The organism is Labrys wisconsinensis, from assembly GCF_030814995.1.
In the GTDB taxonomy this organism is placed as follows: Bacteria; Pseudomonadota; Alphaproteobacteria; order Rhizobiales; family Labraceae; genus Labrys; species Labrys wisconsinensis.
Genome location: NZ_JAUSVX010000015.1, coordinates 35,346 through 61,924 on the forward strand (window position 1 = coordinate 35,346; position 26,579 = coordinate 61,924).

At 70.9% G+C, this 26,579-nt stretch carries 22 protein-coding genes, 1 pseudogene and 1 riboswitch; of the genes and pseudogenes, 11 read left to right on the forward strand and 12 right to left on the reverse strand.

The annotated features are described in order from the left end of the window. Positions 1-73: 73 nt before the first annotated feature. Positions 74-1,777: a vWA domain-containing protein gene (locus tag QO011_RS30680; protein WP_307280987.1), complete on the forward strand. Its 1,704-nt coding sequence runs from the start codon at positions 74-76 to the stop codon at positions 1,775-1,777. 11 nt (positions 1,778-1,788) lie between these two features. Here QO011_RS30680 and QO011_RS30685 read toward each other — a convergent pair whose 3' ends face one another. Then, positions 1,789-2,388, reverse strand: coding sequence for a TetR/AcrR family transcriptional regulator (locus QO011_RS30685; protein WP_307280989.1), 600 nt, complete (start codon positions 2,386-2,388; stop codon positions 1,789-1,791). Positions 2,389-2,454: 66 nt separating this feature from the next. Here QO011_RS30685 and QO011_RS30690 point away from each other — a divergent pair, with 66 nt between their 5' ends. Beyond that, on the forward strand, positions 2,455-2,859 hold the full coding sequence (locus QO011_RS30690) for a hypothetical protein (protein WP_307280990.1): 405 nt from the start codon (positions 2,455-2,457) through the stop codon (positions 2,857-2,859). On the opposite strand, the gene QO011_RS30695 is transcribed toward QO011_RS30690, so the two are convergent. The 6 genes from QO011_RS30695 to QO011_RS30720 all read right to left on the reverse strand — a co-directional run bounded on the left by QO011_RS30695 (position 2,850) and on the right by QO011_RS30720 (position 9,263). After that, positions 2,850-4,022, reverse strand: coding sequence for a glycosyltransferase (locus QO011_RS30695; protein WP_307280991.1), 1,173 nt, complete (start codon positions 4,020-4,022; stop codon positions 2,850-2,852). The two genes, QO011_RS30690 and QO011_RS30695, sit on opposite strands and share 10 nt — an antisense overlap. Before the next feature lie 119 nt (positions 4,023-4,141). Further along, entirely contained in the window at positions 4,142-4,534 is a 393-nt protein-coding gene (locus QO011_RS30700; RefSeq protein ID WP_307280992.1) for a hypothetical protein, read from the reverse strand. A 613-nt stretch (positions 4,535-5,147) separates the two neighbouring features. Next, complete coding sequence (locus QO011_RS30705) at positions 5,148-6,074, reverse strand: sugar-binding transcriptional regulator (RefSeq protein WP_307280995.1); 927 nt, start codon at positions 6,072-6,074, stop codon at positions 5,148-5,150. A 200-nt stretch (positions 6,075-6,274) separates the two neighbouring features. Further along, positions 6,275-7,048, reverse strand: a complete 774-nt coding sequence (locus QO011_RS30710; protein ID WP_307280998.1) for an SDR family NAD(P)-dependent oxidoreductase — start codon at positions 7,046-7,048, stop codon at positions 6,275-6,277. Positions 7,049-7,150: 102 nt separating this feature from the next. Continuing rightward, positions 7,151-7,942, reverse strand: coding sequence for an AttM family quorum-quenching N-acyl homoserine lactonase (attM, locus tag QO011_RS30715; RefSeq protein ID WP_307281000.1), 792 nt, complete (start codon positions 7,940-7,942; stop codon positions 7,151-7,153). 34 nt (positions 7,943-7,976) lie between these two features. Further along, entirely contained in the window at positions 7,977-9,263 is a 1,287-nt protein-coding gene (locus QO011_RS30720; protein ID WP_307281003.1) for a hydroxyacid-oxoacid transhydrogenase, read from the reverse strand. A gap of 157 nt (positions 9,264-9,420) precedes the next feature. On the opposite strand from QO011_RS30720, the gene QO011_RS30725 reads away from it, so the two are divergent. Together QO011_RS30725 and QO011_RS30730 are read left to right on the forward strand one after the other, a co-directional pair. Next, on the forward strand, positions 9,421-10,845 hold the full coding sequence (locus QO011_RS30725) for an FAD-binding oxidoreductase (protein ID WP_307281004.1): 1,425 nt from the start codon (positions 9,421-9,423) through the stop codon (positions 10,843-10,845). After that, positions 10,832-11,617 carry a FadR/GntR family transcriptional regulator gene (locus QO011_RS30730; RefSeq protein ID WP_307281006.1) on the forward strand — a complete coding sequence of 262 codons (786 nt, stop codon included), beginning with the start codon at positions 10,832-10,834 and terminating at the stop codon, positions 11,615-11,617. Before QO011_RS30725 ends, QO011_RS30730 begins: the two co-directional genes overlap by 14 nt. A gap of 8 nt (positions 11,618-11,625) precedes the next feature. On the opposite strand, the gene QO011_RS30735 is transcribed toward QO011_RS30730, so the two are convergent. Continuing rightward, on the reverse strand, positions 11,626-12,411 hold the full coding sequence (locus QO011_RS30735; protein WP_307281009.1) for a helix-turn-helix transcriptional regulator: 786 nt from the start codon (positions 12,409-12,411) through the stop codon (positions 11,626-11,628). 107 nt (positions 12,412-12,518) lie between these two features. On the opposite strand from QO011_RS30735, the gene QO011_RS30740 reads away from it, so the two are divergent. Together QO011_RS30740 and metA are read left to right on the forward strand one after the other, a co-directional pair. Further along, positions 12,519-13,709, forward strand: coding sequence for an MFS transporter (locus QO011_RS30740; protein ID WP_307281011.1), 1,191 nt, complete (start codon positions 12,519-12,521; stop codon positions 13,707-13,709). Between the two features lie 68 nt (positions 13,710-13,777). Next, positions 13,778-13,885, forward strand: a riboswitch (SAM-I-IV-variant riboswitch). Positions 13,886-13,995: 110 nt separating this feature from the next. Continuing rightward, positions 13,996-14,910 (forward strand): annotated as a pseudogene (metA, locus tag QO011_RS30745) (homoserine O-acetyltransferase MetA); the annotation flags it as partial. Positions 14,911-14,951: 41 nt separating this feature from the next. Here the strand turns inward: metA and QO011_RS30750 are convergent. Continuing rightward, positions 14,952-15,971 (reverse strand): zinc-dependent alcohol dehydrogenase family protein, encoded by a 1,020-nt coding sequence (locus tag QO011_RS30750; protein WP_370882034.1) that lies wholly within the window; start codon positions 15,969-15,971, stop codon positions 14,952-14,954. A gap of 106 nt (positions 15,972-16,077) precedes the next feature. Here QO011_RS30750 and QO011_RS30755 point away from each other — a divergent pair, with 106 nt between their 5' ends. After that, positions 16,078-16,980 (forward strand): LysR family transcriptional regulator, encoded by a 903-nt coding sequence (locus tag QO011_RS30755; RefSeq protein WP_307281014.1) that lies wholly within the window; start codon positions 16,078-16,080, stop codon positions 16,978-16,980. A 70-nt stretch (positions 16,981-17,050) separates the two neighbouring features. On the opposite strand, the gene QO011_RS30760 is transcribed toward QO011_RS30755, so the two are convergent. The 3 genes from QO011_RS30760 to QO011_RS30770 all read right to left on the reverse strand — a co-directional run bounded on the left by QO011_RS30760 (position 17,051) and on the right by QO011_RS30770 (position 21,922). After that, entirely contained in the window at positions 17,051-19,027 is a 1,977-nt protein-coding gene (locus tag QO011_RS30760) for an SPFH domain-containing protein (protein WP_307281015.1), read from the reverse strand. 475 nt (positions 19,028-19,502) lie between these two features. After that, a complete protein-coding gene (locus tag QO011_RS30765; RefSeq protein WP_307281016.1) occupies positions 19,503-20,552 on the reverse strand; it encodes a substrate-binding domain-containing protein in 1,050 nt (349 codons plus the stop codon). Continuing rightward, on the reverse strand, positions 20,549-21,922 hold the full coding sequence (locus tag QO011_RS30770; protein WP_307281019.1) for an ROK family protein: 1,374 nt from the start codon (positions 21,920-21,922) through the stop codon (positions 20,549-20,551). The genes QO011_RS30765 and QO011_RS30770 overlap by 4 nt, the downstream gene beginning before the upstream one ends. Before the next feature lie 282 nt (positions 21,923-22,204). On the opposite strand from QO011_RS30770, the gene QO011_RS30775 reads away from it, so the two are divergent. The 4 genes from QO011_RS30775 (at position 22,205) to QO011_RS30790 (ending at position 26,541) form a co-directional block, all read left to right on the forward strand. Beyond that, positions 22,205-22,885, forward strand: coding sequence for a gluconate 2-dehydrogenase subunit 3 family protein (locus tag QO011_RS30775; protein ID WP_307281021.1), 681 nt, complete (start codon positions 22,205-22,207; stop codon positions 22,883-22,885). Then, positions 22,875-24,548, forward strand: coding sequence for a GMC family oxidoreductase (locus QO011_RS30780; protein ID WP_307281024.1), 1,674 nt, complete (start codon positions 22,875-22,877; stop codon positions 24,546-24,548). Before QO011_RS30775 ends, QO011_RS30780 begins: the two co-directional genes overlap by 11 nt. Further along, positions 24,545-25,378, forward strand: a complete 834-nt coding sequence (locus QO011_RS30785; protein WP_307281027.1) for a sugar phosphate isomerase/epimerase family protein — start codon at positions 24,545-24,547, stop codon at positions 25,376-25,378. The genes QO011_RS30780 and QO011_RS30785 overlap by 4 nt, the downstream gene beginning before the upstream one ends. 101 nt (positions 25,379-25,479) lie before the next feature. Further along, positions 25,480-26,541, forward strand: coding sequence for a substrate-binding domain-containing protein (locus QO011_RS30790; RefSeq protein WP_370882036.1), 1,062 nt, complete (start codon positions 25,480-25,482; stop codon positions 26,539-26,541). Positions 26,542-26,579 lie beyond the last annotated feature (38 nt).

A 26,579-nucleotide genomic window follows, 5' to 3' on the forward strand; every position in this document is an offset into this window, starting at 1 on the left:
CTCCCCGGATACAGGCGGGCTTGACCTTGACGCAATAGATGGCAATTCCTGCGTCAAACGGGATGGAATCGCCATGATCGCACGCGCCGGCCTTGCACTCCGCCGTCTCTTCGCTCTCGTTGTCCTCGCTCTGGTCCTGCCGTCCGGGGCCTGGGCGGCCGAGGACGGCGCCCGCGTCGTGCTGGTGCTCGACGCCTCCGGCTCGATGTGGAGCCGCATCGGCAACCAGACCAAGATCGAGATCGCCCGCGACACCGTCGGCACCATCCTGAAGGACTGGCGGCCGCAGGATCAGCTCGGCCTCGTCGTCTACGGCCATCGCCGCAAGGGTGACTGCGGCGACATCGAGGTGGTGAAGCCGGTCGGCCCGGTCGACCCCGCCGCCCTGATGGCGACGGTCGGCGCGATCTCGCCCAAGGGCAGGACGCCGATGACGCAGGCCGTGCGCGTGGCGGCCGACCAGCTCGCGGGGGTCGAGGGGCCGGCCAGCGTGATCCTGGTGTCCGACGGCCTGGAGACCTGCCAGGCCGATCCCTGCGCGGTGGCGGCGGAGCTGAAGGCCCGGGACATCGGCCTCACCGTCCACACCGTCGGCTTCGACATCCAGGACCCGGACGCGACGAACCAGCTCGCCTGCATGGCCGAGAAGACCGGCGGCCTCGCCCTCACCGCCGCCAATGCCGGCGAGCTCGTCGCGGCGATCCAGAAGGCGGTGGCCGTGGCGCAGGCACCTGCCGCGCCGGCGCCGCCGCCGGCTCCTTCGCCGCCCAAGGAGGAGCCGCAGCCCGAATGGAACCTGACCGGCTCGGTTCGGCTGTCCGCCGACGACGATCCGCTCGTCGGCAAGGAGGGCATCTCCTGGGCCTTCTACAAGCCGGCGCCGGCTGGCGTTGAGCCGGAGCATGTCGACACCGTCTATGAACCCGACATCCGCGCCCGGCTCGAACCGGGCGACTACGTCGCCGCCGTCGAGGTGGGAGCGGTGAAGTTCCGGCAGCAGGTGACCATCGCCGCGGGCCGGATGAACCGGCTCGACGTCGTGCTGAACGCCGGCCGGCTGGGGCTCAGGGCCAAGCGCACCGAATCCGTCACCGCTCAGGGCGACGTGGTCTGGAAGGTGAGCCGCAAGGGCGTGGACGAGGCAATCTACACCGCCTATGACCCTGAGACCTCGACCGTCATTCCCGCCGGCGAATACAGCGTGGAGCTGACGCTCGGCGCGGCAAAGCTGACGCGCGACGTCGAGATCGCGCCCGGCGACACCACGGCGGTCGAGATCGTCGCCGGCGTCGGCCGGCTCAAGGGCAGGGTCACCTTCTCACCCGGCGGCCCGGCGGTGAAGGACCCCCATGTCGAGATCCTGCCGGGCGCCCAGCCGGTGGAGGACGAAAAGAGCGTGGCCGACGCCTATGCCGGCGAGCCGCAGTTCGACCTGCCGGCCGGGAGCTACCGCGCCCGCGTCAGCGTCGACGGCGTGAACCGCAGCTTTCCCTTCGAGATCAGGCCGGGCGACAGCCTGGATCTGGTGCTGCCGATCGATGCCGGCGTCGCCGCCTTCGAGGCGCCCGGGGCCGACAGCGTCAAGATCCTGGCGTCCGGCGAGGACATCTACGGCGACCAGAGCAACGACCTCACCACGCTCTACACCCTGCCGGGCAGCTATGTGCTGCCGGTCGGCAGGTACAAGGCCGTCGCCGTCAAGGGCGATGCCAAGGTCGAGGCCGAGTTCGAGGTCACGGCCGGCAAGCGCACGGTGACGACGCTGCAGGTGCCCTGAATCGGCGCGACCTATCCCGCCAGCGCCGCGGCGCAGGCCGACTTGAGGAGGGTGCAGACCTCCTCCGTCGTCCGCCCTGCATGCAGCGTTTCGAACATGGCGTGGCCGGTCAGCGCGAAGATCAGGTCGACGGCGTCGCGGTGCCGCGACGCGTCCGGTCTCTCGTCCGGCGGCAGCCGCTCGACCAGCGCGCCGATCAGCAGGCGTCGCCGCTCGTTGCGCTCGGCGAGGGCCTGGGCGAAATCCGGGTCGACGGCCTTCGCCGCCTGCAGGCTCGGCATCGCCGGGTCGCCGCCCCAGAAATCGCAGAAGATCTCGACCAGCCGGTCCAGCCCGGCTCGCGCCGGCATGGCCATCGCCTCGGGGATGCGGCCAAGCCCACCCTGGCGGGCGAGATCGTCGAGCACCGCTTCCAGCAGGCCGCGGCGGGATCCGAACTGGTTGTAGACGGTGAGCCGCGTCACCCCGGCGGCCTTGGCCACCGCATCCAGCGAGAAGGCGGCAAGGCCCTCGCTCCCCCGCAGCACCCGGCTGGCGGCCGCGACCACCTCGGCTCGCCGGATCGCGGCGGCCGCATCGCGGTGGGGGCTCACATAGGGGCGAGGGGGCATCGACGCTCTGGAGATTTCGATAAACATACTGTATAACGAATTATACCGCCATCCCGGAGTGCTGTCATGTCGATCGTTCTGGTCATCGCCCTGTCGCTCCACGTCCTTTCCGCCGTGTTCTGGGCCGGCACCAGCTTCGTGCTGGCCCGGCTGGGCGGCCAGGGCGGCGAGCGCCTGTTCCGTCCGCAGATGGGCGCCGCCGTCATTGCCGTCGTCACCGGCGGCTATCTCTGGCACCTGCTGCACGAGGGTGTGTTCGAGGCGCCGGAGCAGGTGCTGGCCTTCGGCGCCGCCTGTGCCATTGCTGCCGCCGGCGTCCAGGGCGCCGTGGCGGGGCCGGCGGTCCGGCGCCTCGCCGGCGGCGGCTTCGACGCGGATGCCGCGCGCGCCCGTGTCGCCGTGGCGCAGCGCATCGCCGCCGGCCTCCTGGCGGCGGCGCTCGTCTGCATGGTCGTCGCTCGCTACGCCTGAACCCGGGGGGCGGCGTTCTTTCCAGCCGCAGCGAGCCGTTCCATCAGGGGCACGGCCAGCGCCGGCTCGGGAAGCGCGGCGATGGCCTCGCGCCAGGACTGCGCCGCGGATCGATAGGCAGGGTCCGCGAGCACGGCGGCGCCGGCCTCGCGGATCATCCGTGGCGTCGCTTCCACCGGGTCGAGCACACGGGCGACGCCGAGCTCCAGGCATCGCCGGGCGTTGAAGGGCTGATCGGCGCCCATCGGCAGCAGGACCATGGGCAGGCCGTGCGTCAGCGCACCCATCACCGTGCCCGATCCCGCATGCGAGACCACGAGGTCGCAATGCGGCAGCACCGTCCATTGGTCGACGTAGCGCTCGATCCGGATATGGCCGGGCTGGGGGCCGAGCTCGGCCGGATCGATCTGCGGGCCGACGGTCGCGATCACGTCCAGCGGCAAGCTGCCGATCCCGGCCAGCACCCGGCGGAAGAGGTCGCCGGACTCGACGTTGAACACCGTGCCGAGCGTCACATAGGCCGTCGGCCGCCCGGCCGGCCGGATTGGCGGTCCGGCATCCGGAGCGGGCACGCTGCCCGGCCGGAACGCATGCGCAGTCGCCGGCAGCGGGAAGGCGGGATCGCGGAAGCCGGGCGGGAAGGGCGAGAGCACGAGATGGCGGCTCAGCATGGCGAGGCCCGGATCCGCCGGCAGGCCGTGCTCGGCGCGTAGCGCCTGCAGCGGCTCGGCGATCAGCTCGCGGCGCGCCAGGGCGCCGCTGGCGATGACCAGCACCTGCGCATGCGGCAGCCCCAGGCGCTCGGCCGCCACCATGGCGCCGAAATCCATCTCGTCGCAGACCAGGAGGTCCGGGCGCCAATTCCCCGCCCGATCGAGGATCGCTGCGGCGCGCTCGCGGGCGATGCGGCGGGCGAAGCCCTCGCGGACCGCCCTGTCTTCCCGCGCCGGGTCCGGCCGCAGCAGCGGCGCGCGCTCGCTTTCGTCCCGGAAGGAGGTGCCGGCCGTATCGAAGGCGGCGAAGCCCGCCTGCTCGACCGTCGGCAGCAGGACCGCCTGGCAGCCGAAGGCAACCGCGTGACCCCGCTCCCGGGCGGCGCGCGCGAAGGGAAGCAGCGGCAGGAGATGGCCGGTCCCCCCGGCGAAGGTGAAGAGGATGCGCAAAGGCGACCTTTCAAGCGCAGGCGGAGCGGTATTTCCGAGCGTGCGGGGGGAGACGGTCCACGTCGCGGCTCTGACGCAGCTTCGCATCAACGTCGAGCCTGCGTTAGGCGTCGATGACGTCAGTCGCTGAACCAGAAGATGATGCGCTCGGCATCGGCGGCTCGCAGCATCCGAAGGTCTTCAAAGAACGCATTGCCAAGAAGTGCACGGTAGGTGGTCATCCTGCCTTTGCCCGGCGCGCAGGTGCTGGCACCGTACCATATGCCGTCCAATTTCTGTCCATTCACACGCCGATCTTCGACGTCTTGGTCATAGTCGAAATTCGTCAGCTCGTGCAGGGAAAGCCAGGACGTGGAATGACGCGACGCTGAATCGGCATCCTCGCCGATCTCAGGGTCCCAACAGCGATGGAGCCGACGAAGGGCTCGGCTTGCATCCTTGGGCAATCCGCGTGGTCCGGAAATCGGCGGGACACCAGAATAGTTCCGAACGTCGGCAAGGAACCCGAACATGCCATAGTCTCGCCGATCGAAGGGGCGGAGTCTGGGAATGGCCTTCCACGCGCCGCCTGCCCGGCGCTCCGCATATGCCCCGATATCACAGCCCATCCGCATTCCCCCCTTCGCCCCGCGGCACGATGGCCGATCGTTTGCCGCTCAAGGTGATAACAACGCGAAAGGTTCGGGACCACTCCGTTGAAGCTGCGCTTCTGTCATCGGTCTGGGTTCATGGTCAAAGTGTCGAACAATCGGAGGCAATGGCGCTTCGCGACTGCAGCGTCTCCGAATTGCCTTTGAGGACGTGAGCCCGTCCCGTCGAGACCTAAGGAAGTGTCGACGAATAAGTGCTTCAAACGCGACGCCAGCCGATCCCCTCCCCCTTGTGGGGAGGGGTAAGGGGTGGGGGTCCATCAGGATAGGGCGCAGCGCTCGTCACAGCGCGCCCTTTAACATCCGATCCGCCTCGTTCTGCACGACCCCCACCCTTTATCCCTCCCCACAAGGGGGAGGGAAGGCCCAGGCGTCGAGCATGGACCGATAGGAACGCGTCTGGCCCCGCCGCAACTGGCTACACCGATTCGATTCACTTATTCCCCGTCGAGACCTAAGGCGCTCCCGAGCCAAGCTACGGCCCGCGCGTGGATGCAGTCCCGCCGTGCAGCACCGCCAGGATGGCCTGGGCCGTCGCCACGTCCGTGACCACGGCGTTGATCAGCCGCGCCCGCACCGCGCCGATGATCGCCCGGGCCTTGCCGGGCGCCGCGGCGACGCCGATGACCAGCGGCACGGCGCGCAGCTGGTCGGCCGAGACGGCGATCAGGCGCTCGTCGCCGTCCCAGGGCAGCAGCCGTCCCTCCGCGTCGAAATAGTGGCGGATGACGTCGCCGGCCGCATGCGGGAGCGCCTTCTCGCTCGACGTCGCCGCGCCGGCATGGACGGGATCGACGGCGTGCGGCAGGCCGACGCCGACCAGGGCCACGTCGATGCGCTCCCACAGCCCCAGCCGCTCGCGGATCGCGGCATCGGCGAGGAAGGCGTCCCGCAGGGCGCGCGACGGCAGGTAGGGGGCGTGGATGAACTGCGGCGTCCCGGCGATCTGCTCGGCGGCGAGGCGCACGAACTCGTTGATCTGGAAGTGCGGCGCCGGCTCCTGCATGCCGCCGGTCGCCGGCACGGTGATCACGCCGGGCAGGCGCGGCAGGCCGGCGCGGATCACCTCGCGCACCGCGCGGCCCCAGCCGATGGCGAGCACCGAGCCGTCGCGCAGGCCGGCTTCCCTCAGGAGCTGGCCGACCGGCCCGGCGAGCGAGGCGAGCAGCCCCACCTCGGTCGTCTCGACCAGCGCCGCGCGCCTGAGGCCGAGCGCCTCGACGAGCTGGTGCGTCACGTCCTCCGGGGCGACGAGATCGCGCACCTCGATGCGGACGATGCCCTCGTCGCGGGCGCGGCGCAGCAGGCGCGACACCGTCGCCGCCGAGATGCCGAGCCGGCGCGCGATCTCGATCTGCGACAGGTCCCCCTCGTAGTGCAGCCGCGCGACGGTGTGCAGCATCACGCGCGTCGCGCTGGCCTCGGGCGGTGCGGGCTCGGACAGGGTGCGAATCCTCCTGGGCGGGATCTGCGAACGCCCGCCCGGGGGGCGGGCACGCAAATCCTGCAGAATCGCAAGACTTTAGCAGAGTTCGGCGATGTCGGTGCCATTGTCGGCGAGCGGGGCCGCTTGCCCGGCCCCCGCCGGCCGCGGCGCGGCCGTCACCAGATGGTGTAGCCGCAATCCACCACGACCGTCGTCCCGGTCATGGCGCTGGAGGCGTCGGTGGCCAGAAACAGGATGGCGGAGGCGATCTCGTCGGGGCGCGCCACCCGCTTCATCGGCGTGAACTCCATCCAGGTCGGGAAGCGGGCGGGGTCGTTGAAGCTGCCGCTCGACATCGGCGTGTCGACATAGGTCGGCGCCACGCAGTTGACGCGCACGCCGCGCTCGGCCCATTCGCCGCCGAGCGACTTGGTGAGGTGGTGCACGCCGGCCTTGGCGGCGTTGTAATGGGCCTGACGCTGCGGCTTGTTCGAGATCAGGCCGGACATCGAGCCGAGCGTCACGATGGCGCCGCGGCCGCGCTCCAGCATCGGCTTGGCGAACTCGCGGCAGGACCAGTAGACGCCGTTGAGGTCGACATCGATGATCTTGAGCCAGACCTCGTCGGGGATCGCCTCGCCCGGCGTGTCCGGCCAGGCGATGCCGGCATTGGCGACGAGGATGTCGACCGGTCCGTGGCGGTCATTGGCCTCGGCCGCGACGCGCGCCACGTCCTCGGGCCGGGTCACGTCGAGCAGCATGGTCTCGACGCTGCGCCCCGATGCGGCGATCGCGGCCCGGCCGCTGTCGAGCAGGGCCTGGCTGTGGTCGGAGATGATCACCTTGGCCCCGGCTTCCAGCAGGGCCTCGGCCGTGGCGAGGCCGATGCCGCGGCCGCCGCCGGTGATGAAGGCCGTCTGGCCCTCGAGCCTGTACTTGTCGAGATACACGCGTTGTCCTCCTAGACTGACCAGCCTGGCATAGGCCACCGCGGCGATGCGGGAAAGCCCTGCCGGGCCGGCCGGCGCGTGCAGCCGGGATTGGCGAGGCGCTCAGTCGTAGAAGCCCGGCGATTGCCTGAACTTCGGCCAGGCGTCCGGATCATGGCCGGTCACCACCTGAGCGCCGGTCCGTGCGGCCAGCGTCCGCAGCTTCTGCACCGAGCGGACCGTGTCGACGGTGGAGGCGAGGAAGCCAGGCAGCGCCTTCTCGTTCCAGTGGTCGAGCGTATAGGCCGCGTCGATGGTGAGCAGGAGCGGCCCGCTCTTGGGCAGGGTCACCAGGAAGGACTGGTGGCCCGGCGCATGGCCCGGCGTGAAGACCATCTTCAGCGTGCCGTCGCCGAAGAGGTCGAATCCGTCGGTGGCCTCGCCCTCCAGGAACTGCCATTTCAGGCCCGGCCGGTCGAAGTCGTTGCGGATATAGCCGCCGCGCGCGAACCAGTCGGGCGTGAAGGCATATTCGTATTCCCGGCGCTGCACGAGGTGCACCGCGTTGGGGAAGCGCCCGATGGCGCCGGTATGGTCGAGATGCAGGTGCGACTGCACGACGTGGGTGACGTCCTCGGCCCGGATGCCCGTGCGCTCGAGCCGCTGCACGCAGCCGTCGTCTTCCGTCATGACCGGCCAGTAGACGTCGACGATGCCGCCCCAATAGGTGCGGGGATCCCGGGCGCATTCCACCGCGTTGCCGCCGTCGATCACCACGATGCCCTTGGGGTGCTTGAGGAGGAACCAGGGCACGGGGATCTCGTAATCCTCGTTCAGGCCCTGGTTCATCTTGATGTTGTGCACCTTGCACTTCAGCGTTCCGCTCTGGAACATGTGAAGCTCGATGTCGCTCATCGTTTCCTCCTTTGGCGTTCGTGCGGGGCGATGGCTACCAGTTGGCGATCGACTGGCGGAAGATGGTCTCGATCTCGGCGGCGCCGGCTGCCTTGGGGGCTCCCACCAGCAGGCGCTGCTGCTTGAGCGCGCCCTGCACCAGGGCCGGGATGTCGGCGTCCTCGTAGCCGAGCGCCGCGATGCCCGCCGGCGCGCCGACGTCCTTCATCAGCGCGATCAGGGCGTCGGGCAGGGAGTGCGGTCCGGGATCGGTGATCGGGCCGCCGGTCAGGAGCTCCGCCGCCCGGATGTGCTTGTCCGGCGCGGCGTCATAGGTGAAGCGGAAGGCGGCCGGCGAGGTGACGATCACGGAAAAGCCGTGCGGCACGAAATTGTGCCCGGTCGGATAGCCCTCCGCCCGGTAGCCGTGCTTGAGGCCGGCGAGGGGATAGGCGCAGGCGTGCGGGATATGCACGCCGGCCGTGCCGAAGCCGATGCCGGCCATGGTGGCGCCGAGCATCATCGTGCCGCGCGCTTCCAGGTCGTCGCCGTCGCGCACCGCGCGCCGGAGATAGCGTCCGCCGAACTCGATCGCCTTCAGCGACCAGATGTCCGCCACCGGGTTGCTGCCCTGGTAGGGCGGCCGCTCGTCCGGCGTCGCCGGCCGGGGCCGGGCGTCGAAAGGCCGCGAGATGAAGGACTCGACGGCATGGCAGACCACGTCGAGCCCGCAGGCCGCCGTCACCGCCGCGGGCGTGGTGCGCGCCAGCTCCGGATCGACGATCGCCAGGGTCGGGCGCATGGTGCGGTGCGAGATGCCGGTCTTCATCTTCAGGTCGGGAATGTCGAGCACCGCCACGGTGGTGGCTTCCGAGCCGGAGCCGGAGGTGGTGGGCACGGCGATCAGGGGCCTGAGCGGCGAGGGCGGCTTGCGCCCGCCACCCACGGGCGCGTTGACATAGTCGATGATGGCCCCGCCATGGGTGCGGATCAGGTTGGCGACCTTGGCCGTGTCGATGGTCGAGCCGCCGCCGAGCGCCACGAAGCCGTCGACGTCCTGCTCGGCCGCGAAGCGGGCGGCCGCGCCGAAGGAATCGATCGTCGGCTCGACATGGATGTCCTCGAAGGTGGTGACCCTCACCCCGGCCTGCTCGATGATCCCCTGCACCCGCTCGGTGAGGCCGAGCCGGCGCAGGTGCGGATCGGCCACCAGCAGCACGCGGGCGAGCCCCAGCCGCTTCAGCTCCCAGCCGAGCTCCTCCACGGCGCCGTGGCCGTATTTGAGCTGGGTCGCCTCGAGCGTGAAGATCGTCTCGTTGGGTCCGCGGTCCGTGGACGTCATGCCGGCCTCCCTCGATCTGCGTGCGGTCCCGGGCGGTCGGGACGCCGTCTGCGAATTGTTTTGCAAATTTCCACGAGTTTCGTACCATGTCAATGTCACTTCGTCACATGGTCATATTATGAATTTGCCGCAGGACCAATCGCTCCAGCATCCGGTCGTGGCGCGGCTCGCCGCGGCGCTGCCGCCGGGCGCGGTCCTGACCAGCCCTGCGGATCGGGCCGCCTTCGAGACCGACTGGCGGCGCCTGCATGCCCATCCCGCGCTCTGCGTGGTCCAGCCGGGCAGCACGGCCGACGTCGCGGCGGCCGTCCGGATCTGCGCGGAGGCGGCCGTCGGCGTCGTGCCGCAGGGCGGCAATACCGGTCTCGTCGCCGGAGCGGTGCCGGCCGAGGGCGCCCCGCAGGTGGTGCTCACGCTGCGGCGCATGGCGGCGGTGCGCGCGCTCGACACCGTCGGCGACAGCGTCACGGTCGAGGCGGGCGCCACGCTGCAGAGCGTGCAGGAGCTGGCGGCCGGGGCCGGGCGGCTCTTCCCGCTGAGCCTTGCCGCCGAAGGCACGGCGCAGATCGGCGGCCTCGTCGCCACCAACGCCGGCGGCCTGCAGGTGCTGGCCTATGGCTCGATGCGCGCCCTGGTGCTCGGCCTCGAAGTGGTGCTGCCCGACGGCAGCATCTGGGAGGGCCTGCGACCGCTTCGCAAGGACAATACCGGCTTCGACCTCAAGCAGCTCTTCATCGGCGCCGAGGGCCTGCTCGGCATCGTCACGGCCGCCTGCCTGCGCCTGTTCCCGGCCGTGACGCAGCGCGTCACCGCGCTTGCCGGCGTGCCGACGGTGGAGAGCGCATTGCGCCTGTTCCAGGCGGCCCGCGACCGGGCCGGGACGGCCCTGACGATGTGCGAATTCGTCTCGGGCGAGGCCATGCGCCTCGTCGCGCGCCGGGTTCCGGGCGCGCGACCACCCTTCGATGCGCCGGCCTATGTGCTGCTGGAGCTCTCCTCGCCTGCCGCCGACCATCCGCTCCGGCATGCGGCCGAGACCGTCCTGGAGGAAGCGCTCGCCGGCGGCCTCGCCCTCGATGCGGTCGTCGCCCAGAGCGAGCGCGAGCGGCTCCAGCTCCTGCGCCTGCGCGAGGAGATCTCCGACGCCGAGCTCGCCGACGGCGGCGCGGTCAAGCACGACATCGCCGTGCCGATCGCGCTCATCCCGGAGACCGTCGCGGCCGTGGAGGCGCTGGTGCGCAGGCGCTTTCCCGGCTACCGCCTCAACGTGTTCGGCCATCTCGGCGACGGCAACCTCCACGTCAATGTCCGCCCGCCCGAAGGCTGCAGCGTCGCCGCGATCGGTCCACTCTACCAGGACATCACCTGCGCGGTGGAGGACCTGGCGATGGCCCGCGGCGGCAGCTTCAGCGCCGAGCACGGCATCGGCCAGATGCGCATCGCCAGCCTCGGGCGCTACAAGAGCGCCGTCGACCTCGCGCTGATGAGCGCTTTGAAACGGGCTCTCGATCCGCATAACATTCTCAATCCCGGCAAGCTGTTGCCGGCGGGCCAGGGGAGAGACGCGCGTGGCGGTCGATGAGCGGGTGCTGCGCGGCGCCGCGGCCGCGCCGCTCGGCACGGAGGAGGCGGACCGCCGCATCGGCAGGCCGCTGCCCCTGGCCGAAAAGGTCGTGGCCGCGTTGCAGCGCGACATCGAGACAGGCCGATTCGCGGCCGGCGACCGGCTGCCGACCGAGCCGGAGCTGGCGGCGAGCTTCGGGGTGAGCCGCACCGTCATCCGCGAGGCGGTGTCGCGCCTCAAGGCCGACGGCATGCTCGTCAGCCGCCAGGGGGCGGGCGTCTTCGTCGCCACCGCGCCGCTGCAGCGCTCTTTCCGCATCCGCGACGAGGAGGTGACGCAGGGCGTCGCCCTGCGCGAGATCTTCGAGCTGCGCCTGTGCCTGGAGGTGGAAGCCGCGGCGCTGGCGGCGGTCCGGCGCAGCGAAGCGGATCTCGCCGTGCTGGCCCATTGGCTCGGCGAGATGGACCGCACCAAGCACGGCGCCGATGTCGGCGTCGGGGCCGACATCGAGTTCCATCGCGCCGTGGCCGCCGCCAGCGGCAACGGCAAGCTTGCCGATTTCCAGCGCTATCTCTCCTCGCTGCTCTCCGAGAGCGTGACCATCGCCCGTACCAACACGCTCAAGCAGCCGGCGCTGGTCGATGCGGTGATCGAGGAGCACCGGCGCATTCACCGGGCCATCGGGGAGGGCTCGGCCGCGCGGGCCCGCGAGGCGATGCGAAGCCATCTGCTGCATGCGGCCATGCGCCTCTCGGTGATCGGCGAGGCGGAGGCGGCCCAGCTGGCCTGACGAGCCGGTCAGGCCTGGTCCACCGCGACATAGACGACGATGCGCAGCTCCGGCAGCACTTCGGGGATCAGGGTCGTGTGCTGGAAGGCCGAAGTGCCGCGCGCGGTGCGGTAGACATAGATGCCCTCGCCGGCGTCGGTCACCTCCTGGTCCGCCCACATCCGCCGGAAATCGGCGCTGCAGGCGCTCATCTGCTCAACCAGAGCGGCCAGGTCGGCGCTGCCGGCGGCCCGGCCATAGTTCAGGCGGAGCTTCGCCACCAGGCTGCGGGCGTCCTGCTCCCAGTTGGGCATGGCCTTGCGCTCGTGGGGGCGGGTGAACATCAGGCGGAGGACGTTGCGCTCCGCCGCCGGGATAGCGCCGAAGTCGCCGAACGTCCGGGTGTTGGCGGCGTTCCAGGCGAGCACGTCGAAGCGCTCGTTGCGGGCATAGGCGGGGCTGTCGATGCGGTCGAGGATGGCCTGGAGCTTGGCGAGGGCCGAGGCCGGCGGGGCCGGCGGAGCGGCGAGGGCCGGCCCGGCCTGAGCCAGGGCGAGGAGGTGCAGCCGCTCCACCTCGCTCAGCCTCAGCGCGCGGGCGAGATTGTCGAGGAACGGCGCCGAGACGCGGATCGCCCGACCCTGCTCCAGCCACGTGTACCAGGTCAGCCCGACCCCGGCGAGCGCGGCCACCTCCTCGCGGCGCAGGCCGGGCAGGCGCCGGCCGCGCCCCGCCGGAAGCCCGACCGCTTCCGGCGTCAGCCCTGCCCGCCGCGCCTTCAGGAATCGGGAGAGCTCCTCGCGCAGCTCAGCCATTGCCGGCGCGCTCCGATCCTGGTGTTGGCAGTGCTGGCACGATTTCTCCTCTGCACGGGATCGCCGGTCTCATGGAAGATCCGCCCGGGATTCGCGGCGGAGGCGGCATGTTCGTCATCATAGTCCTGTGGGCGGCGTTCTTCGTGATCAATTTCAACGTCGCGATGATGATCCCGCTGCTGCCCTTCATGCAGCACGACATCGGCCTGACCCCCGGCGAATCGGGCCTGGTGCTGGCGGCCTTTCCCGTCGTCGCCCTCCTCGCCAATCTCGCCCTGGGGCCGTTCATCGACCGCTACGGGCGCCGGCGCTTCATCGTCGCGGGCGCGGCCGGCTGCGCCGGGCTCCTGCTCGCGACCGCCGCCGGGCACAGCGCCGCGCCGGTGGTGCTCGGCCGGGCGGCGACCGGCCTGTTCATGCCGATGGTCGGCGCCTCGGTGTTCGCCGCCATCGCCGACCACGTGCCGCCATCGGGCCGCGCCCGCGCCGCCGGCATCGTCACCTCGGCAGCGCCCATCGCCTTCCTGGTCTCCATGTCGCTCGGGCTGCTGCTGGGCGGCCTGGTCTCCTGGCGGGCCTCGCTGATCCTCTTCGCCGCCGTCTGCCTGGCCCTGGCCGTGGCGGCATCGGCGCTGCCGGCGGCCGCGGAGATGCCCGGCGCGCCGGTCTCCTGGCGGAGCTACCGCGAGCGGCTGCTGCCGCGCTCGCCGGCAAGCGGCACGGGCCTGCTGCTCGCCTGCTATTTCTGCTGGTCCGCCGGGATGTATGTCTTCCTCGGGCTCTATCCCGGCTGGCTGGTGCAGCACGGCCTGGCCGGTGCGGGCACGGGGGTGATCGGCCTGGTGCTGTTTCTCGGCGAGCTCGGCGGCCTGGCCGGCGCGCTCCTGTCCCCGCGGCTGTCGCGGCTCTTCGGCCACGGCCTCGTCGCCTGCGCCATGGCCTCGCTGGCGATCGCGCTGCTGATGCCGCTGGTCCCGCTCGGCGTCGGCAGGCCGCTGGCCCAGGCGCTCGCCTATGGCCTCTTCGCCTTCGGCCGCGACCTGATGCTCGCCCTGATCCTGGGCGGCGCCATGACGCTCGTTCCCGCCGGCCGGCGGGGCAGCCTCAACGCCACGCTCAACGCGGTCTACCAGAGCGGCGCCACGCTGGGCGGGCTGGCGAGCGCCCGGCTCTACGGGCTGCGTCCCGACTTCACGGCCAATGCGGCCGTCGCCTCGGCGGTGTTCGCCGCCTGCGCCGTCATGCTCTGGATCCTGGCGCGGCTCCGGCCGCGGGCCGATGCGCTCGTGGCCGAGTGACGCCACGTCGGGCCGGACGAGGCGGCTCGCTTGCCCATTGCAAAATCGCGCGAAGCCGCTTACGAACGGCAGCACATCAAGAGTTGGGCCGACGCCCAACGCCAACCTGCTTCCCGAGCAAGGTGGCGCTCCCGATGAGGGAGGATGTGGCCGAACCGGCAACCAAACGGGTCCCGCCACAGCGTCTGCTCTCTCGCGATGCAAGGGGACTGGTCCGCCCATGGCGTGCCGGTCGCCGAGGACGACCGAGCCGGCCGCCCGGTGCCGGGGACAACGAGACAGACCGATGCCGATCAAGATTCCCGACGATCTTCCCGCCCGCGCCACCCTGGAAACCGAGGGTGTGATGGTGATGCGCGAAACCGATGCGGTGCGCCAGGACATCCGGCCGCTGCGCATCGCCCTGCTCAACCTGATGCCCAACAAGATGAAGACCGAGACGCAGTTCGCGCGGCTGCTCGGCGCCACGCCGCTCCAGGTCGAGCTGACGCTGGTGAAGATCACCAACCACGTCTCGCGCAACACGCCGAGCGAGCACATGATCTCGTTCTATCGGACCTGGGAGGACGTCAGCGCCGAGAAGTTCGACGGCCTGATCGTGACGGGTGCGCCGGTGGAGCTGATCCCGTTCGAGGAGGTGACCTACTGGGACGAGCTGCGTCGCATCTTCGACTGGAGCCAGATCAACGTCCACGGCACCTTCAACATCTGCTGGGGCGCGCAGGCCGCGGTCCATCACTTCCACGGCATGCCCAAGCATGCGCTGCCGAGCAAGGCGTTCGGCGTCTACAGCCACCGCAACCTGGCGCCGGCCTCGCCCTATCTGCGCGGCTTCTCCGACGACTTCTCCATCCCCGTGTCACGCTGGACCGAGGTGCGGCGCGAGGACATCCCCGCGGCGAGCGGCATGAGCGTGCTGATGGACTCCGACGAGGCCGGGCTGTGCCTGCTCCACGACCCCGCCCATCGCTCGCTGCACATGTTCAACCACATCGAGTACGATTCCCAGTCGCTGGCGGACGAGTATTTCCGCGACCTCGGCGCGGGAAAGTCGATCCAGCTGCCGCACGGCTATTTCCCGAAGGATGACCCGAGCCGCCAGCCGCAGAACCGCTGGCGCAGCCATGCCCATCTCCTGTTCGGCAACTGGATCAATCAGATCTACCAGACCACGCCCTTCGACGTCGCGGCGATCAGCGAGGGGCTGGCCGCCGCGAGCGGCAGGCGGCCAGCCGACGCGCCTCAGCCCATCGTCACCACGAGCTTGCCGAACGGCCCGCGGTCGAGGGCGGCGAGGGCCTCGGGCAGCTCGGCCAGGCCGTAGCGGGCGCCGATCACCGGCTTCAGCGCCAGCCGATCGACGGCGCGGACGAAGTCCTCCAGGGCGCGGCGATGGCCGACGCCGATGCCCTGGACGGTCAGCCCCTTCAGCATCAGCGGGCCGACCGGCCCGGACACCTCGAAGCCGTCGAGCACGCCGATCACCGAGATGCGCCCGCCCATCGCCGCCGCCTCGATCGAACGGCCGAGATGGGCGCCGCCGACGATCTCGAGAATATGGTCGGCGCCGCGGTCGCCGGTCAGCGCGTAGACCGCCTCCACCCAGTTGCCCGCCGTGCGGTCGACGACATGGGTGGCGCCGAGGGCCTTGGCGCGGGCGAGCTTCTCCGCGCTGCCGGAGACGACGATCACCTCGGCGCCCTGCGCCCGGGCGATCGCCAGGCCGAACAGGGCGACGCCGCCGGTGCCGTGCACGAGCACGGTCTCACCGGGCCGGACCTGGGCGCGCTCGGCCAGGGCGAACCAGGCGGTCAGCCCGGCGCAGGGCAAGGTGCTCGCCTCTTCGTCGTCGAGGCTCGCCGGCGACGCCGCCAGCCAGCTCTCGGGGACGGCGATGTACTCGGACAGCACGCCCTGATGGAAGCCGCCGAGCGTCTTGTAGGGCGGCCGACGGGCGTTGCCGGCGTTCAGCCCATCGATCCAGCCGGGGATGAAGGTGGAGATCACCCGGTCGCCCGGCTTGAACCGGTCGGCCCCCGGCCCCGTCGCCACCACGCTCCCCGCCATGTCCGACGCCGGAACGAAGGGAAAGGTGAGCGGCAGGCCCATGCCGGTCTCGATCACCAGCTTGTCGCGGTAGTTCAGCGACACCGCAGCCACCTTGACCAGCACCTCGCCCGGGCCGGGGTCGGGGATCGCAGCGGTGCCGAAGCTCAGGCGATCGCGGCCGATCGCGTCCATGGTCCAGCGTCTCATCGTCATGTCGTGCTCCCAACGAAGCGCCCGCAGGCGGTCGGCCTACGATAGCGTTGCGCCATTGTCGCCAGTGACGATAAGATGTCTCAGAATTGGTGCCTTCGAGGCGACAATGGTCGATCATCTCTCCGGCCTCGCCATCTTCGTCGAGACCGTGCAGGCGGGCGGGTTTTCGGCCGCGGCGGTGCGGCTGAACCTGTCGCGGTCCGCCGTGGGCAAGACCGTGGCGCGGCTGGAGCGGCGGCTCGGCGCGCGCCTGTTCCACCGCACCACGCGCAGCCAGGCGCTCACCGAGGACGGCCAGGCCTTCTACGAACGCTGCCTCCGGGCGCTGGCCGAGATCCGCAGCGGCGAGGCCATGCTCGAATCCGGCAAGCGCGAGGTCGTCGGCCGGCTGCGCGTCTCCATGCCGGTGCTGTTCGGCCGCCGCTGCGTCGCCCCGATCCTGACCGGGCTCGCGCGCCTGCATCCCGGGCTCGAGCTCGACCTCAACTTCAGCGATCGCTTGGTCGACCTGATGGAGGACGGCTTCGACCTCGCCATCCGCAACGGCGGCACCGGCGACGGCGTCGGCCTGATGACCCGGCGGATCGGCAGCCAGCGCATGACCGTCTGCGCCGCGCCGGCCTATCTCGCCGAGCACGGCACGCCCCGCGGCATCGCCGATCTCGGGCGGCACGAGGCTGTGGTCTATGGCCGGCCCGGCCTGGTCAAGTCCTGGCTCTTTCCCGCCGACGGTGCGCCGCCCGTCGCATTCCAGCCGCGCAGCCGCCTGCGCTTCGACGATCTCGACGCCATCGCCGACGCGGCCGCCGCCGGGGCCGGCCTCGCCTGGCTGCCCTGCTGGCTGATCCGCGAGCATGTGCGGGCCGGCAGCCTGGTGCGGGTCCTGGCCGACCATCCCGGCCTCGTCTTCGACATCCACGCCGTCTGGCCGCAGACCCCGCATCTGCCGCTGCGCGTGCGCCTCGCCATCGACCGGCTGGCCGAGGCCCTGCCGGATCCGCTGAGCTGAGCGGCGTCCGACGCGGGCCCGCCGCCTCCGCGACGCGGAGACGGCGGGATGTCCGCGCGCGGGGGAGCGGCTATGACCGCATGTCGTTTGCCGGATGGATCGTACCGGTCTTGTCGGCCACCAGCATGGCGAGCAGCATCTCCACCAGGCCGCCGGAACCGCCCTGGCCTGGCGCCGCCCCGACCATGAGCTGGGGCACCAGCGGCAGCCGGCCGTTCTCGATGGCTTCGGCAAAGCGCAGCAGCACCTGGCTGTGGAGCTGGTATTGCGGGCCGCCATAGGCCTCGACCTGCTTGTCCGTGGCCTCGGCCTGGGCGAGGCCGATGGCGCGGATCTTGTCGGCGTCGGCCATGCCGATGGAGCGGATGCGGTCGGCCTCGCCCGCGCCCTCGATGCGGGCGCGCTCGGCCGCCGCCTTGGCGGAGACCTGGATGGTCTCGGCCTCCTGCCGGGTCTGGGCGAGCTTGGCCTTGCCTTCGTTCTCGCGCAGCTCGATCGCCAGCGCCGAGGCGGTGATCTGGGTCTGCTGCTCGGCGATGGTCTGCTTCTCCCGCAGCGTGCGCTCCTGGACCGCGGCGACCTCCTGCAGCTTGTAGGTCTCGACCTTCTCCACCGCGATCTGGCGCTCGCGCAGCTGGGTGAGGATCTGCTCGATGCTCTGGCCGTTGCCCGAGCGCGGCGTGCCGATCAGCACCTCCTGCAGCTCCAGGCTGTAGGCGGCGAACTTGGCCCGCATCTCGTCGCCCGAGCGCGCCTGGATCTCGCTGCGCTCCTGCAGGAGCTGGATGATGGTCTTGGTCTGGGCGATGTTCTTGAAATAGGCCGAGATCATCGGGTCGAGCGTCTGCTCCACCAGGCGGCGGATGTCGCCGAAGCGCTGCACCACCAGCGGCGCCTTCATATAGTCGATATGCACCACCACCGAGAGCGGTAGCTGCGGCTCGAAGGCATCGCGGGTGATCAGGCTGATCTCGGAGAGGTTCTCGTCGAGGCCGTGCGGGCCAGACTGCTCCCGCGTCCATTTCAGGACGAAGTTGGTGGTCGGGACCGGCACGATCTTGCCGGCATAGGTGTTGAACGCGTATTTGCCGGGCAGGAGCGGGCGCGTCCACACGCCGCGATGGCCGGGCTCGACCAGTTCGCCGTGGCGGTAGCCGTCGCCCGACTGGTCGAGGCCGGCACGGCCGGTATAGGAGACGACCACGCCGACGGTGCCGACCTCGATCACGGTCTTGGCGACGAGCTCCACCGTGGCGAACAGGCGGTTGAGGTAGTAGCTGCCGTCCGCCAGCACCTGGTGCTGGCGTCCGCGATAGCCGCCGGCGCCCAGGAATTTCTCCACGTCCTGGAAGTTGTTGTGGAAATACGGACTCCCGGCCTCGTGGCCGACGCTCGGGGCGATGATCTCGCCTTCGGGCAGGGCCGGGCCGTCATGGACCGTGACGATGCCGATCACGTCCTGCGCATCGCGGATGACGACGGGCTGGAAGCCGTCGCGATCGGCGATGGAGGCCGCCATCTGGCTGAACAGCGCCGTGTCGGCCGTGTTGAGCTTGATCGCATAGGTACGGTCGCGCGTCAGCACGACGAACTGCGCGAGGTTGATGGCATAGGTGCCCTCGCGCAGGATCTTGCGCTGCGGGCCGCGCTGGCCGCCCGCGTCGAGGAAGCCGCGGACATCCTGGAAGTCATCCGCCGTGAGGTTGCCGGCCAGCGTCTGCGTCGGTGGCAGCGGCACGCCGTCGCGGGCGAAGACATAGCCGATCTCGCCCTGGGCAATGGTCACCAGCGGCACGCTGTGCACCCGGTACTGCAGCGGCACCAGGAGGTGGAAGCCGCCGCGCAGCACCTCGGGCTGGAAGCCCGCCTCGCCCCGCAGCGCGATGAACCCGCCGGCGACGGAGCCCGCCGGGCTCCACAGCTTCTCGCAGATGCCGATGCGGTTGTTGGCGATGTAGCGGATGGTGCCGCTGAGGAAGAAAAGAACAACGATTGCCGCGACGCTGGCGAGCGCCGGCAACGGCAGGGGAAGATTGGCGTCGAACATCGATATCTCCTTCGCGGGAAGGGCGATGCGGGGGGCAGGGCGGACGTGCGCGACCGTGGCCGGCCGGCTCGGCCGGTCGGCGCAGGTTCGGGCAATGCCAGGCTCGATCTCGGCCCGGATCGACGGGATCGATGCGATGCCGCGCGATCCGGCCGTCGCCGGCCAGGGGCCATCGCGGCCCTGTCGGGCGCGCAGCCTCCCTGCGACGTCGCTACCGCCGGGACGGGGATGCTGGCCTGTCGTTTTTCGGGAGAATCTGCCGCCGGGCCGTGAACCGGCCGGACGGATGCGAAACGGATGATGGGATCATCGTTCTCTGCTTCCCCGATCCCTATATCGGGGTCAATTCGATGCGATTACTTCATCGTCACCGGAACTCTACTTTAGCACCGGGCGGCATGGGCACTCATGCAATCGGCGCAGGGTTCCCATGCGGCATGGACATGCCGGCCGCGGGCGGAGTCCGCGCCGTCGATCAGCCCAGCGCGGCGCGGATGAGCGTCTCCGGCGCCGGCGCGTGCCAGACGCTCTGGTAGACGGAGACGACCCGCTCGCGCGTCACCTCCAAGGCCGGCAGGGCGATCCAGGCCGGCACCTCCAGGCCGAGCAGCGTGGCGACGGTGGCCGTGGCCACGGTCACGCCCTGATCATAGGGCTGCTGCGCGCCGACACCCCTGACGAGATCGCCCTGCGCCAGGGCGACCGCAATCTCGGTGCCGAGATCGATGGTCGTGACCGGCAGGCTGCGGCCGCGGGCCCGCAGTTCCGCCAGCACGGCGATGGCGGGCGTGTCCCAGATCACGAACAGCCCGGCGAGGCCGGGATGGTCGTCGAGGCAGCATCCCACCATCGGCCCGACCTGCTCCATCTCGCGGAACTTCACCGTGTGCAGCCGGATGTCGGGCCGCTGGTCCGCCATCCACTTGCGGAAGGCGATCTCGCGCTGGGCCGCGACGAAGAAATCGAGATTGTAGGACACCACGCCCACCATGCCCTCGTGCGGGACGCAGGGCGCCAGCAGGCGGGCGCCGATCTGGCCGAGGCCGAAATTGTCGGCCGAGACCAGGCAGGCATAGTCGGTCCCGGCCCGCAGCGCGCTCGGGCTGTTGTCGATCAGAATCAGGTGGATCCCGGCGGCCGAGACCTGGCGATGGGCCTCCGCCACGCCGGAGTTGGAGACCGGCAGGCTGATGATGGCGTCCGGCCTCCGGCGCACCAGCCGCTCCAGCGCCCGCACCTGCGCGCCGGCGTCGAAGGCGCAGTCCACCACCTCCAGCACCGTGACGGCAAAGCGGCCGAGGGTGGCGACGATGCCGGCCAGGTGCTGCCTGGCCCAGTCGCTCTGGCGCGTGTGCAGGACGACGGCGACCGTGAATCCCGCGGCCCGCGCCGTCGCGGCCTCGGCCTCGCCGAGGCGCAGCCTGTCGGGCGAGGCGGGCCGCTCGCCATGTGGCCCGAGGCCGAGGATCGCAGCCGGCCGGTCCGCCTCCGGAGCGCCCGACACCCCCGACGCTCTCTCGCTCATCTCTGCCTCCCCGGCCGCGATGGGGCCGCATGCCGGTCGTCCGGCGCCGGCGGCCGGGCCGGCGCTGCCGCCGCCGGCTCGCGCAGCCGGGCCTGGGCCTCGGCGATCAGCGCAGGCAGGTCGGGATGCAGCATCGGCGTGCCCCGGCCGACCCAGGCCGCCAGCATATCGGGCCCGAACAGTTCGTCCACGGCGATCAGCGCGGCGCCGGCGAGCGCGGCCGAGCGGCCCATGGTGGAGCGCACGATGGCGAGGTCCCGCGTCGCCAGCGGGTGCGAGTTGCGGTAGACCGCCTCGCGCACCGCGGCGAGCAGGATGTCGCCGGTCTGCGTCAGCTCGCCGCCGAGCACGATGCTCGAGGGGTTGAGGGCATTGGTCAGGGCGGCGAGGGTGGTGCCGATCAGGCGGCCGCACCGCGCCAGGATCTGCGCTGCCGCCGCATCGCCGAGCTGGGCGGCGAGGCCGATCTCCGGCACCGTGATCGTGCCGCGGGCCACCGCCTCGGCCAGGCGCCGGCTGCGGCCGTCGCGGGCTGCGGCCTCGGCCGCGCGCCGCACCGCTTCGCTCGCGGCCAGCGTCTCCAGGCATCCGCGGTTGCCGCAATGGCAGACGAGGTCGCTGCCCTCTCCCACGGGAATGTGGCCGATCTGGCCGGCAATGCCCTGCGCGCCGCGGTGCAGGCGTCCCTCCGAGACGATGCCGGCGCTGATCTCCTCGCCGAGCTCGACGAACAGCACGTCGCGCGGCCGCGCCGGGTCCGGCGGCCCGAACTCGCCCATGGTGGCCATCTGGATCGAGCTGCGGACCCAGACCGGGGCCCGGTGCCGTGCCACCAGCGCTTCGACCGCGGGATAGGAGGCCCAGGACGGGGCAAAGGTCAGGCGCTCCAGCGTCATGGCCGGGCCGGACGGTGTCTCGACGGCGCCGGGAACGCCGATGCCGATGCCCCACAACGCACGCTGCTGGTCCTGCTGCTCCAGCACCCAATCGAACAGCGCATGCAGGCGGGCGAGGAGGGGCTCCGGCCCGGCCGCGAGGTCGGCCGGCTCGTGATGTTCGAACAGCACCCGGCCGGTGAGGTCGGCGAGCCCGACATCCAGGGTCGAGCGGTCGAGATTGGCGACGAGGATGCCGCCGGCATCGGCGCGCAGGCGCACCGTGCGCGGCGCCCGGCCGCCCATCGAGGGGCGGCGCTCGCCCTCCTCGATCAGTCCGAGCTGGGTCAGCGTCGCCAGGCGGTCCGTCACCACGGCGCGCCCGAGGCCCGAGGCCAGCTCCAGTTCCAGGCGTGTGGCGGCGCGGCCGGTGCGGATCAGGTCGAACACCGCCAGCAGGCTGTGCCTCTCCGAATCGATGGGGCGCTCGGCCACCGCCGGCTCCGAAGGCTTGGCGCCCCTCATTCTGCGAATCCGTCCCGCTGCTGGCGCAACTTACGTCCACGCCCGCTTCCGGAACAACCGAACGGTTCCGGCACGTTTTCATCTTATGTTGTAAATCAACAAAAGTAAGCCTCATTCTGCAGAATGGATTGAAAACCCGAAGCGGCTGGCCTATGGTCCCCCCGGCCCGTGCGGGAAGCAGCGAAAACGCTGCCGGCGGGGGCGGCGTCCGGCCCGTGCGGCGGACGCTTCGCAGGGAGATCCGAGGGCGGCATGGCCGGGGAAGCAGCAATCGAGCAGGAGGCGCCGCGCGCCTTCGATCCGCATCAGCGCGACACCGTCGCGGCCGCCATGGCGCGCATCATCCCGAGCGACGAGACCCCCGGCGCCCGCGAGGCCGGCACCATCGACTTCCTCGAGCGCTTTCTCTCCGGCACCGGCTTCATCTATGCCAAGCCGGACGGCAGCGGCTTCGAGACGCTGAGCGGGCGCCACGAGCAGGCCTGGCGTCGGCGCATCGACATCCTGCGCCGGCGCTATGCCGAGGGCGTGCGCGAGCTCGACGGCCGCAGCCGGCACCGGTTCGGCCGCGACTTCGTCGCGCTCGCCCCGCAGGAGCAGGACGAGATCCTGCGCGCGGCCGAGCGCCACGAGGCCTGGCCCGGCGGCGAGGCGCCGGCGGCGGACGCTGGCACCGGGCCGGCCCTGCAGCAGACCAGCGCCGAGATCGACCTCGACTTCCTGCCGCTCCTCGTCCTGCACACCCGCCAGGGCTTCCTCGCAGATCCCGTCTATGGCGGCAATCGCGACCAGGCCGGCTGGCGGGCCATCGGCTTTCCCGGGCCGGCCTCGCTGGCGGAGGTGCACAGCGGGCGCTATTCCACCCTGGCCTGGTTCGCCGAAGGCCACACCGATCCTTCGTTCGAGAACAGGAAGCCGCACCATGGCGCGTAAGCCCAGGCCCGACCGCGCCGAGGTCTGCATCATCGGCGCCGGCGCTTCCGGCGCCACCGCGGCCAAGGTGCTGACCGAGGCCGGCGTGCGCGTCGTGGCGCTCGAGCGCGGGCCCTGGCGCCGGCGCGAGAGCTTCGGCGGGGACGAGCTCGCCAACATCAACCGCTACAATCTCTGGCCGGATCCGCTGCTCAACCCGCGTACCGCCCGCACCTCGGCGGCCGAGCCGGCGCGCGAGGAGCTGTTCTGCCCGGTGCCGCAGATGGTCGGCGGCGGCACCGTGCACTGGCAGGGCTGGCTGCCGCGCTTCACGCCCAACGATTTTCGCCTGCGCACCATCGCCGGCCCGCTGGAGGGGGCGAGCCTGGCCGACTGGCCGATCGGCTATGACGAGCTCGAACCCTACTACGACAGGGTCGAATGGGCGTTCGGCGTCTCGGGCCTGGCCGGCGCCAACCGTTTCGAGGGGCCGCGCAGCCGGGGCTACCCGTGCCCGCCGATGCCGATGTCGCGCTATGCCGAAAACTTCCACAGGGGCTGCGCGGCGCTCGGCTGGAACTCCTTCCCCACGCCGCAGGCGGCTCTCTCGCGCCCGTTCGGCGGCCGCCCGGCCACCGTCGTCAGCGCCTTCGCCCAGCAGCACGGCGACCCCACCGGCACCCGCTCCAGCGCCCTCAACGTCTTCGTGCCGCAGGCCGCCGCCACCGGCCGCTATGATCTCAGGCCGGACTGCTACGTCCGCGAGCTCGTTCTCGACGCCGAGGGGCGGCTGCGCAGCGCCGTCTACGAGGACGCGGACGGCGACCTCGTCGAGCAGGAGGCGGACCTGTTCCTGCTCGCCTGCGGCGCGGTCGAGAGCGCGCGGCTCCTGCTGCTGTCGCGCTCCGGCCGCTTTCCCGCCGGCCTCGCCAACGGCAGCGATCTCGTCGGGCGCAACGTCACCTTCCACGAATACAGCGCCGCGATCGGCTTGTTCGACGACCCAGTCTACGCCTGGGCGGGCGGCGGCTATGTCAGCGCCTCCAGCTTCCAGTTCTACGAGCACGACGAACGCCGCGGCTTCGTCAGCGGCGGTCATGTCGCGGCGGCCGGGGTCGGCATTCCCCTGCCGATCAACTGGCGCCTGCCGGGCGCGCCCGCCTGGGGCGCCGAGGCCAAGCGCGTCGATCGCGAGGCGTTCAACCATTCCATGGCGGTCGCCATGGTGCTGCACGACATGCCGCAGCACGACAACCGTGTCGACCTCGACGACGGCATGGTCGACGCCTGGGGCCTGCCGGTCGCCCGCATCACCCTGACGCCGCACCGCAACGACCTCGACCAGGGCCGCTTCCTGATCGATCGCAGCGCCGAGATCCTCGAAGCGGGTGGGGCGCGGAGCGTCACCAAGGTCTATGCCGAGCGCGTCACCGGCAACTGCTCGCACCAGCACGGCACCGCCCGCATGGGCGATGATCCCGCCGCCTCGGTGCTGAACCGCTGGTGCCAGGCCCACGAGGTCGACAACCTCTTCGTCATCGACGGCTCGTCCTTCCCGACCGGGACGGGCGCCAATCCCACCCTCACCATCATGGCCAATGCCTGGCGCGTCTGCGACCACATCCTCGCCAACCGGGGACGGTTCGCGCGCGCCGGCCTGGCCGCTTCGGGAGCAAGCCGATGAGCCGCTGGCGCCTCGCCTATCATGCCAATTGCTGGGGGCCGCTCGGCGGCAACGCCGTCGGCGTCACCTCGATCACGCAGCTCACCTACCGGACCTTCGGCGACATGGCGCGGGCCGCCCGCGAGATCGCCGCCGCCGGCTACGAGGGCATCGAGCTGTTCGACGGCAACCTGCTCGACGGCGAGGGCGACGGCTTTCGCGATCTCCGCACCGCCCTGGAGGCGACGGGCCTGAGGCTCGTCTCGACCTATAGCGGCGCCAATTTCGTCTTCGGCGAGATCTTGGAGGAGGAGCTCGCCCGCATCGAGCGTGCGGCCCGGGCCGCGGCCGCGCTCGGGGCCGAGCACCTCGTGGTCGGCGGCGGCGCCAAGCGGGCGAGGGGCCTGGCGGGCGGAGATTTCGACGCGCTCGCCCGCGGGCTCGACCGCGTGGTGGCGCTCGCCCGCGCGCATGGGCTGAACGCCCATTATCATCCGCATCTCTCCACCATCGTCGAGAGGCCGGACGAGGTCCGCCGCATCTTCGGCAAGACCGGTATCGGCTTCTGCCCGGACACGGCGCATCTTGCCGCCGCCGGCGGCGTGCCGGCAGAGATGGTGCGCGAGCACGCCGGCCGGATCTCCTATGTCCATCTCAAGGGCTGGCGGCGCGATCCCTTCGCCTTCACCCCGGTCGACGAAGGCGACTGCGACAACGCCGCCGTGCTGCAGGCGCTCGCCGAGATCGGCTATCGCGGCTGGATCACCAACGAGCTCGACAGCTGGCCCGACCCGGCCGAGGGCGCGCGCCGCGGCCACGCCTTCGTCAAGGCGCGCATGCCTGCGGACTGAACCGGCCGTCCGGCCGCAACAACGAACGAAACTGGGAGGAAACAATGCGCATGTCACGTCTGCTGCTATCTTCGGCCCTGGCCCTCGGGCTCGCCGCCATCATGGCTCCGGCTGAGGCCGCCGACCCCAAGGCCGCCTTGGCCAGCCTGCAATCGTCGGTCCTCAGCCTCGGGCCGAACGGCGAGAAGCCGGAATCCGCCGCCGTCGTGCAGCTCACCGACGACGAGCTCGCCAAGATCAAGGCGATGAAGGCCAAGGCCGCGATCGTCATGCATTATGCCGGCAATGACTGGTCGCAGGCGCAGATCGACGGCCTCAAGACGCAGTTCGGCGCGATGGGCATCGAGGTGGTCGCCGTCACCGATGCCGGCTTCAAGCCGGACAAGCAGGTCGCCGACATCGAGACCGTGATGGCGCAGAAGCCGAACGTCATCGTCTCGATCCCGACCGACCCGGTCGCCACCGCCAATGCCTACAAGACCGCGGCCGATGCCGGGGTCAAGCTCGTGTTCATGGACAACGTGCCCAGGGGGATGCAGGCCGGCAAGGACTATGTCAGCGTCGTCTCGGCCGACAATTATGGCAACGGCGTCGCGGCGGCCCACCTGATGGCGCAGGCCCTCGGCGGCAAGGGCCAGATCGGCATCGTCTATCACGCGGCCGACTTCTTCGTGACGCGCCAGCGCTACGACGCCTTCAAGAAGACCATCACCGAGAGCTATCCCGAGATCAAGATCGTGGCCGAGCAGGGCATCGGCGGCCCGGACTTTTCCGGCGACGCGGAGAAGGCGGCCTCCGCCATCCTGGTGTCGAATGCCGGCGTGAAAGGCATCTGGGCCGTGTGGGACGTTCCGGCCGAGGGCGTGATCTCCGCCGCCCGCACCGCCGGGCGCGACGACCTCGTGATCACCACCTGCGACCTCGGCGAGAACGTCGCCATCGACATGGCCTCCGGCGGCTTCGTCAAGGGCCTCGGCGCCCAGCGTCCCTATGACCAGGGCGTGACCGAGGCCAAGCTCGCCGGCTACGGCCTTCTCGGCAAGGCGGCCCCGGCCTATGTGGCGCTGCCGGCGCTCCCGGTCTCCAAGGACAACCTCGCCGATGCCTGGCAGGCGGTCTATCACAAGCCGGTGACCGACAAGATCAAGCGCAGCATGGATTGAGAGGGCGGGGCATGGCCGGGCGAACCGTGCAGGACGGG